Source organism: Pontimicrobium sp. MEBiC01747 (assembly GCF_053601635.1).
In genome coordinates, this window is sequence record NZ_JBSHNS010000553.1 from 1 (window position 1) to 13,912 (window position 13,912).

The 13,912-nt window shown below is 30.6% G+C and carries 13 protein-coding genes; 3 read left to right on the top strand and 10 right to left on the bottom strand.

From position 1 onward, the window contains the following. Positions 1-156 precede the first annotated feature (156 nt). From ACVC2P_RS18255 to rpmH, 4 genes are all read right to left on the bottom strand, one after another. Entirely contained in the window at positions 157-972 is an 816-nt protein-coding gene (locus ACVC2P_RS18255) for a T9SS type A sorting domain-containing protein (RefSeq protein ID WP_452599883.1), read from the bottom strand. Positions 973-975: 3 nt separating this feature from the next. Further along, complete coding sequence (locus tag ACVC2P_RS18260; protein ID WP_452599884.1) at positions 976-1,530, bottom strand: ankyrin repeat domain-containing protein; 555 nt, start codon at positions 1,528-1,530, stop codon at positions 976-978. 200 nt (positions 1,531-1,730) lie between these two features. Further along, on the bottom strand, positions 1,731-4,583 hold the full coding sequence (gene carB / locus ACVC2P_RS18265; RefSeq protein ID WP_452599885.1) for a carbamoyl-phosphate synthase large subunit: 2,853 nt from the start codon (positions 4,581-4,583) through the stop codon (positions 1,731-1,733). Between the two features lie 98 nt (positions 4,584-4,681). Continuing rightward, entirely contained in the window at positions 4,682-4,843 is a 162-nt protein-coding gene (rpmH, locus tag ACVC2P_RS18270) for a 50S ribosomal protein L34 (RefSeq protein WP_452599886.1), read from the bottom strand. A 302-nt stretch (positions 4,844-5,145) separates the two neighbouring features. Here rpmH and ACVC2P_RS18275 point away from each other — a divergent pair, with 302 nt between their 5' ends. After that, positions 5,146-5,727 (top strand): DUF2892 domain-containing protein, encoded by a 582-nt coding sequence (locus ACVC2P_RS18275; RefSeq protein WP_452599887.1) that lies wholly within the window; start codon positions 5,146-5,148, stop codon positions 5,725-5,727. Positions 5,728-5,803: 76 nt separating this feature from the next. Here the strand turns inward: ACVC2P_RS18275 and ACVC2P_RS18280 are convergent, their stop codons facing one another. Together ACVC2P_RS18280 and ACVC2P_RS18285 are read right to left on the bottom strand one after the other, a co-directional pair. Beyond that, entirely contained in the window at positions 5,804-6,733 is a 930-nt protein-coding gene (locus tag ACVC2P_RS18280) for a lytic transglycosylase domain-containing protein (protein WP_452599888.1), read from the bottom strand. 52 nt (positions 6,734-6,785) lie between these two features. Then, a complete protein-coding gene (locus ACVC2P_RS18285) occupies positions 6,786-7,448 on the bottom strand; it encodes an alpha/beta hydrolase (protein WP_452599889.1) in 663 nt (220 codons plus the stop codon). 120 nt (positions 7,449-7,568) lie between these two features. On the opposite strand from ACVC2P_RS18285, the gene ACVC2P_RS18290 reads away from it, so the two are divergent. After that, on the top strand, positions 7,569-7,865 hold the full coding sequence (locus ACVC2P_RS18290) for an N-acetyltransferase (protein WP_452599890.1): 297 nt from the start codon (positions 7,569-7,571) through the stop codon (positions 7,863-7,865). 70 nt (positions 7,866-7,935) lie between these two features. Here ACVC2P_RS18290 and mtaB read toward each other — a convergent pair whose 3' ends face one another. After that, a complete protein-coding gene (gene mtaB, locus ACVC2P_RS18295) occupies positions 7,936-9,249 on the bottom strand; it encodes a tRNA (N(6)-L-threonylcarbamoyladenosine(37)-C(2))-methylthiotransferase MtaB (protein WP_452599891.1) in 1,314 nt (437 codons plus the stop codon). Positions 9,250-9,354: 105 nt separating this feature from the next. Here mtaB and ACVC2P_RS18300 point away from each other — a divergent pair, with 105 nt between their 5' ends. After that, positions 9,355-10,995, top strand: coding sequence for an ABC transporter substrate-binding protein (locus ACVC2P_RS18300; protein ID WP_452599892.1), 1,641 nt, complete (start codon positions 9,355-9,357; stop codon positions 10,993-10,995). Here ACVC2P_RS18300 and ACVC2P_RS18305 read toward each other — a convergent pair. The 3 genes from ACVC2P_RS18305 to ACVC2P_RS18315 form a co-directional block, all read right to left on the bottom strand. Beyond that, positions 10,970-11,677, bottom strand: a complete 708-nt coding sequence (locus ACVC2P_RS18305; RefSeq protein WP_452599893.1) for a lysoplasmalogenase family protein — start codon at positions 11,675-11,677, stop codon at positions 10,970-10,972. The genes ACVC2P_RS18300 and ACVC2P_RS18305 overlap by 26 nt on opposite strands. A 9-nt stretch (positions 11,678-11,686) precedes the next feature. After that, on the bottom strand, positions 11,687-12,382 hold the full coding sequence (locus tag ACVC2P_RS18310) for a lysoplasmalogenase family protein (RefSeq protein WP_452599894.1): 696 nt from the start codon (positions 12,380-12,382) through the stop codon (positions 11,687-11,689). Positions 12,383-12,607: 225 nt separating this feature from the next. Then, the gene (locus tag ACVC2P_RS18315; protein ID WP_452599895.1) at positions 12,608-13,783 is read right to left on the bottom strand and encodes a GlmU family protein; all 1,176 of its coding nucleotides are present in this window, start codon (positions 13,781-13,783) and stop codon (positions 12,608-12,610) included. Positions 13,784-13,912 lie beyond the last annotated feature (129 nt).

Genomic DNA, 13,912 nt, shown 5'->3' on the forward strand with positions numbered 1-13,912 from the left:
GTTTAGATGAATATATTTAATATTAAAGCCTCTTCATTGAGGCTTTTTTTATACCAGCATAATCCATCATTATTTTCTAAGTATAATACTAAAAAAAGCCTTCAAATATATTGAAGGCTTTTAAATTTTTCTTTTAAATCTTTGCTTCTAGTTACATTACATCTTAACGAAACGCTTTGTTAAAGAAACATTATCTTCTACAGAAGATAACTTAACTAAAAACATGCCGCTGTTCCATTGTGAAACATCTACACTTGTAGATAGTGTACTTATATTATCTGAGTACACTTTTTTTCCTAATATATCGTATACTTCAACTTTTAATCCTTCTACTAAAGCAGGAAGACCAATATTCATTGTAGATGAACTTGGATTAGGGTAAATAGAGAATTCTCTAATTTCAGATTCAAATTCTGGAGTACTTAATGTAATGTTAGCAGTAACCCCTCCTTTGTTTGAAAATCCGTGATAACCAAATGTTGTAGTACCATTTCCATGAGCCCATAGTATTGGTAACGCCTGTGCAGATGTTGGGAATACAAAATCTTCTGAATCTCCTGTATCTATAGCTCTTGTAGCGACTACAGTTCTAATTCCTGCAGATGGAGTATTAAGGTCATTACTTACTAATGTCCATTCATCAATTGGAGAACCTGCATTATCTAAAGGAGGCGTTCCTGTACCAGATGGCATATTCCTGTCTTGCAAACCAGCACTATTAAATACAATAGCATCATCATCAAGAGCTCCCATCCCACCACTAGGGCTATTAGTTGCTATTCCAGGACCAACAGCTAACCATACATTTTGGTTTCCAATCATTGTCATAGTAACCGTATTAGTTCCTACATTAATATCAAACTGTACAGAATAATTATCTCCAGCATCTAGAGTAACTTGTCCTGTAGTCCAAGTTTGCGCTAACATAATGTTAGCTGTTAAAAAAAGTAATAAAAAAGTAATTTTTCTCATAGTCTATAATTTTATATTTAACAATTTATTTATTTTTTCGTCGTTATAATTTTTAGCATAATCTAATGCTGATTTACCATTATCATCTTTTAAGTTAAAATCTGCATTGGCCTCCACAAGCATTTCAATGATACTATATTTTCTAAACATTACAGCATAATGTCCTGCTGTTATGCCTTTAGCATCGGTTATATTTGGGTCGGCTTTATGTTTTAATAATATATTTACAATTTTAATATAGCCTTTTACGGTTGCTGCCATTAATGGAGAACCATAATTAGTAGCACCGTTAATATTATCCACTTTATCCGCTAAAAATGTAACAATGGCATCATTACCATTATAACATGCTAAAACAAGTGGTGAATAGCCATTTTCGTTAGCTGTATTAATAATATCTGGGGTTTCTTTATAAAGTGCTTGAATCTCTTCGATAGTGCCAGATCTGCTAACATCAAAAATATTTTTTTGAGCAAATAAAGACACACAAGATAGCATTACTATAGCACATAGTAATGTTTGTTTTTTTATAGAATTAGCAATTGTAGTTTTTTTCAATAGTATAGGGATTTATATACGTTATATGTAAAGTTAGCATTTTTTTTGCACATAAAATTTTCTTTAACATTCCATTGTTATATATATAACAATACATTCTCAAAAAACCCTACAATTTATATAGGAAAAAAAGAACGCAATGCTAATACTCTTTTCGAGCATTAGCATTGCGTTATAAATATATAAGTTGATTATATTTTTTATTTACTTAAATACATTTTACGTCTTGAGTAAAGATTATAGAATTCGTCGTCTTTTAAATCGTCTATAAATAGAATACTCTCTCCTGTACTTTTCATTTCTGGTCCTAGTTGTTTATTTACATTATGAAATTTATTAAAAGAGAATACTGGTTGTTTTATGGCATAGCCGTTTAATTCTGGTTTAAAATCGAAATCTGTAACTTTCTTTTCGCCTAACATAACTTTTGTTGCATAGTTTACATAAGGCTCTCCGTAAGCTTTTGCTATAAATGGTACTGTTCTAGAGGCCCTTGGGTTAGCTTCTATAATATAAACAGTATCGTCTTTTATAGCGAATTGAATATTTATTAATCCAACAGTATTTAACGCTAAGGCAATTTTTTTGGTATGATCTTTTATTTGTTGCATTACCAGATTCCCTAAGTTAAAAGGTGGTAACGTAGCATTACTATCACCTGAGTGTATTCCACAAGGTTCTATATGCTCCATAATACCAATAATGTATACATTTTCGCCATCGCATATTGCATCTGCTTCTGCTTCTATTGCTCCATCTAAATAATGGTCTAATAGTAATTTATTTCCTGGAATGCTTCTTAATAAATCTACAACGTGTTCTTCTAGTTCTTTTTTATTAATTACAATTTTCATTCCTTGTCCTCCTAATACATACGATGGTCGTACAAGTATAGGGAAGTCTAATCTATCGGCTACTTTTAATGCTTCTTCTGCTGTTTCAGCAATATCAAATTCTGGATAAGGTATATTGTTTTCTTTTAATATGTTAGAGAAACTTCCTCTATCTTCAGCTAAATCTAAAGATTTAAAGCTAGATCCAAGAATTTTAATGCCGTAGCGTTCTAGTTTTTCGGCTAATTTTAAAGCGGTTTGTCCTCCTAATTGCACAATAACGCCTTCTGGTTTTTCGTGCTTAATAATATCGTATATATGCTCCCAAAATACAGGCTCGAAGTATAACTTATCTGCGGTATCAAAATCGGTAGAAACGGTTTCAGGGTTACAGTTAATCATAATGGTTTCGTAACCACATTCTGCAGCAGCTAAAACGCCATGTACACAACAATAGTCGAATTCAATTCCTTGTCCTATTCTATTAGGTCCAGAACCTAAAACAATTACTTTTTTCTTATCAGAAACCTTACTCTCATTATCTGCAAAACGTTTTCCATCTGCTGTTTCAACTTCATTCTCGAATGTTGAATAATAATATGGTGTTTTAGCTTCAAATTCTGCAGCACATGTATCTACTAATTTGTATACACGATTTACATTTAACTCTTCTCGTTTAGCATAAACTTGACTTTCTAAACAGCCTAACATGTGTGCTATTTGTCTGTCTCCGTATCCTTTTTGTTTCGCTTCTAGAAGTAAATCTCTTTGGATGGTATCTACTTTAAACGTTGAGATTTCTTTTTCTAATAGGTATAATTCTTCATATTGCTTTAAAAACCACATGTCTATTTTAGTGATTTCATGAATACGACTTAATGGAATCCCCATTTGTATAGCATCGTAAATAACAAAAACACGATCCCAACTTGCATAGGTTAACTTTTCTATTATTTGATCGTAATTTTTGTAGCCCTTGCCATCTGCTCCTAAACCATTACGCTTTATTTCTAATGACTGTGTTGCTTTATGAAGTGCTTCTTGAAACGAGCGTCCAATTCCCATCACCTCTCCTACAGATTTCATTTGTAGCCCTAATGTTCTGTCTGATCCTTCAAACTTATCGAAGTTCCAGCGTGGTATTTTTACAATAACATAATCTAATGTTGGCTCAAATAATGCCGAAGTAGATTTAGTTATTTGGTTTTCTAATTCATCTAAAGTATAACCTATAGCTAATTTTGCTGCTACTTTTGCAATAGGATATCCTGTTGCTTTACTTGCTAATGCAGATGAACGCGATACACGCGGGTTAATTTCTATAGCAATAATGTCTTCATTTTCATCAGGGCTTACTGCAAATTGTACATTACATCCTCCTGCAAAGTCACCAATATTACGCATCATATGTATAGCCATATCACGCATTTTTTGGTATGTAGTATCACTTAATGTCATTGCTGGTGCTACTGTAATAGAATCTCCTGTATGAATACCAATAGGATCCATATTTTCTATAGAACAGATAATAACAACATTATCATTTTCATCACGTAATAGCTCTAACTCGTATTCTTTCCAGCCTATTAATGCTTTATCGATCATGACTTCATGAATTGGAGAAATTTCCAACCCACGTGTTAATAACTCGTCAAAATCTTCTTCTTTATATACAAATGAAGCACCTGCACCTCCTAAAGTAAATGAGGCTCTAATAATTAAAGGAAATCCAAATTCTTGAGCGATCTCTTTACCTTTTAAATATGATGTTGCAGTGGCTTGCGGCGCCATTGGAATACCAATTTCTAACATTAACTCTCTAAACTTCTCTCTATCTTCTGTAATGTTAATGGCATCGATATTTACCCCTATAATTTCTACATCAAAATCTTTCCAAATTCCTTTTTCATCTGCTTCAATACATAAATTTAAAGCCGTTTGCCCTCCCATTGTAGGTAAAACAGCATCAATTTGTGGATGTTCTTTAAGGATTTGTATTATAGACTTTGTATTTAAAGGTAATAGGTAGACATGATCCGCCATAGAAGGATCTGTCATAATTGTTGCTGGATTAGAATTGATTAAAATAGTTTCAATTCCATCTTCTCTAAGCGACCTTAACGCTTGTGTTCCTGAATAATCAAACTCGCAGGCTTGACCAATAATAATTGGCCCAGATCCTATAATTAGTATAGATTTTAGTTTTGAATTCTTTGGCATTGTGTTGATTTATAGAGTTTCAAAAATAGTAATAATAAGATACAAAAAAAGGCGTTACACCTAAGTAACGCCCAATTTATGTTAACAATTGTTAATCATTATTTTTTATGTCTAGTTTCAGATGAAACAGATATTTTATGTCTTCCTTTTGCTCTTCTACGAGCTAATACTTTTCTACCATTAACCGATGCCATTCTTTCTCTGAAACCGTGTTTGTTTCTTCTCTTTCTTTTTGATGGCTGAAACGTTCTTTTACTCATTTTATAATATCTTTAAATCTGAAAAATTATATACTTTGTATTGTCTTTGGTATTACCCCAAAACTGAGCGCAAATATACAACGACTTTTTTATTTCGCAAACCTTATTTTAAAAATATTTTAATATCGTTGCTATTATTTTTTATTTTGTATGAATACTGCATAAACTGTGGACTTACAGAAGTATAAATTACGTTTTATAAAGCTTAATATTTCATCAAAAATTAGTTTCTTTGCAATCTAAAATAATAAATAACAACTTTTGAAGACTTTTTAAGTCGTCATTTTCATTAAAAATACAATATGTATAACAAAATATTTAAATTAATAATTGCTGGTTTAATTCTTGCTACAGCTGTATGGCAGTTTACAGAAGGTGGTATAGGTAATGGAATTATGTTAATATTACTCTCACTAATATTTATATTCTTATACTTTAAAAATGAATTTATACTTCTTGCATTCTTAAAGCTACGTAAGCAAGACATGGCTGGAGCAAAAAATTGGTTAGATAAAATTAAAAACCCAGAAGCTGCTTTAGTTACAAAACAGCAAGGATATTTTAATTATTTAAATGGGATTTTAGTTTCACAAACAGATATGAATGAGGCGGAACGTTATTTTAAAAAGGCCGTTACTTTAGGGTTATCTATGGATCAAGATTTAGCTATGGCTAAACTTAATTTGGCAGGTATTGCTTTTTCAAAAAGAAGAAAGCAAGAAGCTACTTTATTAATTAATGAAGCACAGAAATTAGATAAGCAGGGCATGTTAAAAGAGCAAATTAAAGAAATGAAAAATAACATGAAACGCGCTCAAATGCCTAAGCAACATTACGGACAGGGTGGTTCTATGAGACAACAGCGTCGTGCTGGTAGACGATAAATAAGAATTATTTATACTTAAAAAGGAGCTAATATTAATATTAGCTCCTTTTTAATTTTATATTATTACACCACCACTATTCTACTTTAGAGTAATAGCCTTTTTCTGGAATATCAATATAATATTGCTTTCTAGACTTATTGTTAAGTACATTTTCTCTTAACCAAGGGTTGTGCAGTTTTAATATTTTATAATTAATATCGAATTTTTTAGCAAACTGAGAAAAGTCTGTAACTGCAGTATCTACACTTACTTTGTAGGTTGGAACTGTTTTATACAAATCTTTATCTCTAAAATTAAATCCGTATTTATCTGGGTGTGACAAAATTTCTTTTAGTGCTATTATTCTAAACACATAACGTCCTGTTTCTTCACCTAACAATAAATCGTAATATGTTGTAACGTCTTGCGCTTTTAATCGTCTAGAAACACCTGCATTTCCTGCGTTATATGCAGCTGCAGCCAATGTCCAAGACCCTAATCTGTTTTTTGATTTCTTTAAATATTTACAAGCTACTTCTGTGGCTTTTTCTAAATGATAGCGTTCATCTACATTTCTATTAACTTCTAATCCGTTTTCACGACCAGTTGCTTTCATTATTTGCCATACGCCACTGGCTCCAGCTGGAGATTTAGCATTTGTTAGCCCACTCTCTATAACTGCTAGATATTTAAAATCATCAGGGACACCATGTTTTGCTAAAATAGGCTCTATTATTGGAAAGTACTTTTTTGCACGTTTAAACATTAATAAGCCGTTAGATTGCCAATAGGTATTTACTAACAACTCTTTATCCATTCGTTCTAAAATATCTGGATTTTCTAAAGGCACGCCTTCTCCTGCAAATTCTAAATGATCTGGAACTTGTAGTGCATAAACATTATAGTCGTTAATACGTTTCGTTTCAAAGTTTTCATCTGTTGGTGCATTTTGGTAGGCATTAATAAATAATCCTGCTAGGCATACACTTCCTATTAATGCTAGTGTTTTATATATAATCTTCATCTTCAATACGTTTTACGTAAATTTAAAAATATTTTGCGAAATTGGTTCTTTTTTAACCTAAAATTAATTGAGGTAAATTCTCATTAAACCACTTGTATTTATTAATAATCATAATATGTGTTCCATTTTTTATAGAAATACAGCCTTCTAAATTAATAAATGGAAATACATTATCTTTTTCGCCATGTATATGTATTACCTCAGGATTCACTTTATCTTGATTCCAATTTATAACTTGCTCTATTGCCCAATCTAAATAACGCTTATCGTTTACAGAAAGGTATTTTTTATACAATTCTATGCGTTTGGTAATGGTTTCTCCAAAAGCAAATTTTGCTAATAGGTCTATATTACTCATTAATTGTGTTGGTAATAGTTTATAGGCTTTAGTAGCTCGTAATACTTTCATTCGTTTTGGTAGTTCGTGCTTTGTTTTAACACTAGATACTATTATAAGTTTACGCAATTTAATATGCTTACTCATTTCTTGAACCAAAATTCCTCCAAAAGAAACCCCTATTAGTACTACATTATCGTGTTTTATGTTTTTAGTCATGCGCAGTGCGTAATCACTTAGCGTTTCGTTTTCTGTTGGAATAAACCAATGCAATTTATGAAGTCTAAATTGAGACTCAGGTAAGCTTATATTATCAAATATAGAAGGGTTTGCTGCCATCCCTGGCATTAAATACACGTGTATTAGATCTTGATTCATAAGTATTTAACAGTAAAAAACACGCCAGAACGAAAAAAATTTCGTAAATTCGCGCAGTAAAGCTATAAAAATAGTAGTACTATTTTTGAATTCCTACTTAAAAATTAAATTTAATATATTATGATTGATGCTGCTGAACTAGTTGACAACGATTTTTTACGTCAATTCGAATTAAAAATGGACGATCATTTTGCAAAAATTGAATATTCTCTTCAAGAACGCAAAATTTTTCTTACTAAGTTAATTATTCCTGAAGACATTTCTGATGAAAATTTTACTACAGAATTTCTTAAATTAGTATTCGAAAATGTAAAAGACCGCAACTTAAGTGTTGTTCCCACAAGCCCAGAAATAGCTAAGTTTATTAGACGTAATAGACAATATAAAAGTTTATTACCTGTGGGTGTAAGAATCTAAAAACAACATATAAAAACATAAAAAAACCGAAGTATTAGCTTCGGTTTTTTTATGTTTTATAGTTATAGCCTTAATCTATAAACTTAAATCTAACAATACCATCTTCATCTATTTTGGTTAGCTCAACTGTTTGTAATGTATTTACTAATTCTGGATTCCATGGTGATTTAACTTTTACATAGTTTTCTGTAAAACCATAAATATATCCTTGTTTATTTTCACTTTCAAAAAGTACGGTACGCTTACTTCCTAATTGTTTTTCGTAAAATGCACGACGTAGTTTAACACTTAAACCTCTTAACATTTTACTTCGTTTAGCTCTAACATTTTTAGGTACCACACCATCCAAAGTAGCAGCTACTGTATTGTCTCTTTCTGAATAAGTAAACACATGTAAATAGGATATATCTAACGTATTAAGAAAGTTATAAGTATCTAAAAAGTGGGCTTCTGTTTCGCCAGGAAAACCAACAATAACATCTACTCCTATACAAGCGTGAGGCATTGCCTCTTTTATTTTGTTTACACGATCTGTATATAGCTCTCTCATGTAACGACGACGCATTAATTTTAACATCTCGTTATTTCCACTTTGTAATGGTATATGAAAGTGAGGTACAAAGGTTCTACTTTTTGAGACAAAATCTATAGTTTCGTTTTTAAGTAAATTAGGTTCTATAGAAGAGATTCGTAAACGCTCTATTCCTTCAACAGTATCTAAAGCTTCTACTAATTCATAAAAAGTATGCTCATGCTTTTTATTTCCAAATTCTCCTTTTCCGTAATCTCCTATATTAACCCCTGTTAATACAATTTCTTTTATATTTTTTTCAGAAATTTCTTTTGCGTTTTTCAACACATTTTCTAATGCATCACTACGAGATATTCCTCTTGCTAATGGTATTGTACAATACGTACATTTATAATCGCAACCATCTTGCACTTTTAAAAATGCACGTGTTCTATCTCCTATAGAGTAACTACCCACATAAAAATCGGCATCTTCTATCTCGCAAGAGTGTACTTCTCCAAAATCGTTTTTAGAGAGGTCGTTTATATAGTCTGTAATTTTAAATTTCTCTGTAGCGCCAAGTACTAAATCTACACCATTAACATCTGCTAATTCTTGTGGTTTTAATTGTGCATAACATCCAACAGCAGCAACAAAAGCTTCTGGGTTTGCTTTTTGAGCTTGTTTTACAATAGATTTAAAGCGCTTATCTGCATTTTCTGTAACAGAACAAGTATTAATAACATAAATATCTGCTGTTTCAGAGAAATCCACACGATCAAAGCCTTCATCTGTAAAATTTCTAGCTATAGTAGAAGTTTCAGAAAAATTAAGTTTACAACCTAAAGTATAAAATGCTACTTTTTTTCTCATAAATGGTTTTGTCGTTTTCGTGACGCTATAAATCTCTTTATATTTACTTTCTTTAATTCTCTTATGCACAAATAAGAGCGTGCAAATTTACAACTAAATTATAATATGATAAAACGTGTAACTAAGCATTTTAAACCAATAACAAACTATTTATTAGCTAGTTGTAGTATTATATTACTTTTTTCTTGTAATACAGCTGTAAATTCAAATAATGAGCATCTTGTTTTTAGATATAACGAACATAAAAACATTGGATCATTGGATCCCGCTTTCGCTAAAGATAATGCAGATATTTGGGCAGTGAATCAGCTTTTTAATGGTTTGGTACAAATGGATAACAATTTAAATGTACAGCCTTGTATTGCAAAAGATTGGTCTATTTCTGAAGATGCTTTAAATTACACCTTTACACTACGTGATGATGTTTATTTCCATAAACATTCGCTTTTTGGAAAAGATTCTACTAGAACGGTTAAGGCTTCAGATTTTGAATATAGTTTGAATAGGTTAATAGATAATAAAGTTGCTTCTTCTGGCCGTTGGGTAATGAATAAAGTAGAGTCTTTTTCGGCTATTAATGACACCATTTTTAATATTAAATTAAAACAAGGCTTTCCTGCATTTTTAGGGCTACTAACCATGAAATACTGCTCTGTAGTTCCTAAAGAAATTGTTGAACATTACGGAAGAGATTTTAGGGCTAACCCTATTGGTACTGGGCCTTTTAAATTTAAGCGCTGGGAAGAAAATATAAAATTAGTTTTTAGAAAAAATAATTATTATTTTGAAACTGATAGCAACGGAAAACAACTTCCATATCTTGAAGCTGTTGCTATTACTTTTTTACCCGATAAACAAAGTGAATTTTTACAGTTTATTCAGGGTAATCTAGATTTTTTAAATTCTTTGGATGCTTCTTATCAAGATGATATTTTAACAGCAAAAGGAACGTTAAGAGACAAATACTCTAACCGTATAGACATGTTAAGAGGTCCTTATTTAAACACAGAATATTTAGCCTTTTTTATGGAATCTGAATCGTCTGAAATGCAATCCAAATTATTACGTCAAGCTGTAAATTATGGTTTTGACAGGCAAAAAATGATGACTTTTTTAAGAAATGGTATTGGCATTCCTGCAAATGGTGGTTTTATTCCTAAGGGGCTTCCTGGGTATAACGCATCTATTGGTTTTACTTACAACCCAGAAAAAGCTAAAGCTTTAATAGCTCAATATATAAAAGAAACAGGAAACAAAACACCCAAAATTACAATAACTACAACTAGTAATTATTTAAATTTTTGTGAATACATTCAACGCGAACTTCAAAAAACTGGCTTATTAGTTGCAGTAGATGTTATACCCGCCTCTACCTTAAAATCCTCTAAAGCTAATGGTAAGCTAGATATGTTTAGAGCTAGTTGGGTTGCAGATTATCCAGATGCACAAAATTACCTTTCATTATATTACAGTAATAATTTTGCACCAAATGGCCCTAATTATACTCATTTTAAAAATAGTGTATTCGATACATGGTATACGCAATCTTTTACCGAAACTAATATAACAAAAAGAGAAGCACTTTATACTAAAATGGATAGTTTGGTAATGCAAGAAACCCCAATAGTTCCCCTATATTATGATGAAGTTGTAAGGTTTACTCAAAAACCAATTTCTGGCCTAGGCATTAACCCTATTAACCTATTAAATTTAAAACGTGTTAAGAAACAGAAGTCATCGTTTTAGTGTCTGACTCTTTAAGAATTCCTGAAATAATTAAGTATTGAGATACTCCATAAAGTATCATTACAAAAACATCATAATGTGGTATAATCTCTGGGTTATAAAACGATTGTAAAACAGTTACACTGTCGTTAATTACAGATAGTAAAACCCCAAGTAACACTAAGGTATAGCTAACTCTGTTTACTTCATTTTTTCTTAAAAATGCAAATAACATTAGTATTAGAGAAATAAATAGGTAAATAAATACTGGTATTAAAAAACTCCCTAAGTTTCCTATTACTAAATTCATTATTAAGAGCATATGTATAAAACATAGAGCGAAAAAGGGGAATAAATCGACTAGTTTAAAGTCTTTTTGATTAGAAAATCTAAAAACATAAAATAACTTTCCTACTATAAACAGAAAAACACCTAATATATAAAACATAACCTCCTCATAATTAATAAGAAACATATCTCCTATAAAAAAACAGAACATAGCTATATACATGTAGTACAAATGTTTTTTCTGCTGTTCTTTTTGATGTAAAAAATAAAAAATAATAAGAGAAATCATTATTAGAGATTTCGACAGGTAACGGTATGGTATTGTTTTTAATGTATCTTTTATTATTAGGTCTACAATTATTATCGCCATAAAAAGAACTACAAAACAAACTTTATTTTTAAATAATGCCTTCATGTTTTACTTCTAGACTGTATTTAACTTCTTCCTTTCTTTAACAATTCCAAGAACAATAAAATACTGAGACATACCATAAAACAGCATAATTGTAATATGGTTATAGGCTATGCTATTATCATAAAATTGTTTAAGTATGGTTAAACTATCAGAAAACATGGAGAGAATAACACCTACTAATACTAACCAATAGCTTATTTTATTAACTTCATTTTTTCTTAAATAAGCAAATTGGGCTAAAATCATGACTATAAATAAGTACATGAGTAAAAATATAAAATAGTCTCCTAGGTTATTATATACTAGCATCATTAGGCTGCACATATACACAAAACAAAACAACAGAAATGGTATTAATTTTAAAATATTAAAGTCTTCTTTATTAGAGAACCTAATGGCATACAAAATTTTACCTAATGCAAAAAATACAGACCCTATAACAAACATTACGCTCGATTCTGAATTTATTAGAAAAACATCTCCAATTGTAAAACTTAATAATGCTAATATTACAATAGATACTTTGGTTAACTTTTCTTTTTTTTCATTAACTATAAAAAAGACTATCAAAGAAAAAATAAGCAGTGTTTTAGTTATATAACGATAAGGAAAAGCTTCCATATTAACTTTTATATAACTATCTATTATTAATAGAACTATGTATAATACAGAAAAACACCAAAAATTTTTAAATAGCATGCTCATAAGTAGACTGTAGGGGAATACTTAAGCAATATATATTTTTTTTATTACATATTGATTCTATATTCTGTTTTATAGACAAACGACTATAAATCAACAACAAAACAAATAGGCGGTATCTATAGCCATTAGATAATAAGGTACTATACTTATTAGAAAAATTACAGAGCTGTTTTCATTAATTATGTAGGCTAGTATACCCCTTAATACTTACTAGTAGACACTAAATTATTCTCTTCTGTATTTTTTAGTGTCTTCAAAAATAGTTAATAATATTTTTTCATCTTGTTCGGTAAATTCTAGATTTCGTCTAGACATTACAACTTTTGCTACTTCAAAAGCTTTTTTAGTATTATATGTTGTAAACCCCGAACTTCCTCCCCAACTATAACTAGGCACAAAATTACGTGGAAAACCACTACCAAAAATGTTAGCATTTACTCCGATTACTGTTCCTGTGTTAAACATAGTATTAATACCACATTTACTATGGTCTCCCATCATTAACCCACAAAATTGCAATCCTGTTCTTGCAAAACTTTCTGTATCGTAATCCCAAAGCCTTACTTCTGCATAGTTATTCTTTAAATTAGAATTATTAGTATCTGCACCTAAGTTACACCATTCTCCTAATACAGAATTCCCTAAAAAGCCATCGTGCCCCTTATTAGAATATCCAAATAGAACCGAATTATTAACCTCCCCTCCTACTTTACTATAGGGCCCTACTGTAGTGGCTCCATAAATTTTTGTTGCCAGTTTTAGCACTGCATTATTACATAATGCTAAAGGTCCTCGTACTAAAGTACCTTCCATTATTTCAGAATCTTTCCCTATATATATAGGTCCAGAACTTGCATTTAGTGTCGTAAATTCTAATGTGGCACCTTCTTCAATAAATATATTTTCTGCAGCAATAATATTATTAGAACTAGGTATGGGTTGAGATTGACGCCCTTTTGTTAGTAAAGTAAAGTCTTGAGCAATAGCCTCTGCATTTTTAGAAAAAATATCCCAAGTGTGTTCTATTTGTAATATATCTTCATTAAACTCTATAGCCTCAAATGCATTTAAATCTATATCTTCTTGAGATTCTAAAGTAAAAAATGCGATAACATCTTCTCCTTTAAAAATAGCTTGATTTTCTTTTAAATCTTTTATTAAAGCAACCAATTCTGGATTTGGACAATACGATGCATTAATCATTATGTTTGTTTCCAGTTCTACCATTGGGTATTTATCAGATAAATACTCCTCTGTTATGGTAGTTGTTGTTGCTTCAAGGTAATGTTCCCATTTTTCTCTAATAGTCAATATTCCAACTCTAATATCTGCTACTGGTCGTGTATATGTAAAAGGTAATAGTTGATTACGTGATGGGCCATCAAAAAGAATATAGTTCATTATATGCATAAAAGTTAGATATTAAAACTAGGAATTTCATCCTAATTTAAAATACTTGTTTGTCTTTTCAAAAATAGCTTAATTGTGTATAACAAAAAAAGCCTTTCAATAATTTGAAAGGCTTTATAT

Bases quoted from the DNA above. Each gene is read 5' to 3' on its own strand.
- ACVC2P_RS18255 (WP_452599883.1), bottom strand. From the start codon at position 972: ATGAGAAAAATTACTTTTTTATTACTTTTTTTAACAGCTAACATTATG.
- carB (WP_452599885.1), bottom strand. From the start codon at position 4,583: ATGCCAAAGAATTCAAAACTAAAATCTATACTAATTATAGGATCTGGG.
- rpmH (WP_452599886.1), bottom strand. From the start codon at position 4,843: ATGAGTAAAAGAACGTTTCAGCCATCAAAAAGAAAGAGAAGAAACAAA.
- ACVC2P_RS18275 (WP_452599887.1), top strand. From the start codon at position 5,146: ATGTATAACAAAATATTTAAATTAATAATTGCTGGTTTAATTCTTGCT.
- ACVC2P_RS18280 (WP_452599888.1), bottom strand. From the start codon at position 6,733: ATGAAGATTATATATAAAACACTAGCATTAATAGGAAGTGTATGCCTA.
- ACVC2P_RS18285 (WP_452599889.1), bottom strand. From the start codon at position 7,448: ATGAATCAAGATCTAATACACGTGTATTTAATGCCAGGGATGGCAGCA.
- ACVC2P_RS18290 (WP_452599890.1), top strand. From the start codon at position 7,569: ATGATTGATGCTGCTGAACTAGTTGACAACGATTTTTTACGTCAATTC.
- mtaB (WP_452599891.1), bottom strand. From the start codon at position 9,249: ATGAGAAAAAAAGTAGCATTTTATACTTTAGGTTGTAAACTTAATTTT.
- ACVC2P_RS18300 (WP_452599892.1), top strand. From the start codon at position 9,355: ATGATAAAACGTGTAACTAAGCATTTTAAACCAATAACAAACTATTTA.
- ACVC2P_RS18305 (WP_452599893.1), bottom strand. From the start codon at position 11,677: ATGAAGGCATTATTTAAAAATAAAGTTTGTTTTGTAGTTCTTTTTATG.
- ACVC2P_RS18310 (WP_452599894.1), bottom strand. From the start codon at position 12,382: ATGAGCATGCTATTTAAAAATTTTTGGTGTTTTTCTGTATTATACATA.
- ACVC2P_RS18315 (WP_452599895.1), bottom strand. From the start codon at position 13,783: ATGAACTATATTCTTTTTGATGGCCCATCACGTAATCAACTATTACCT.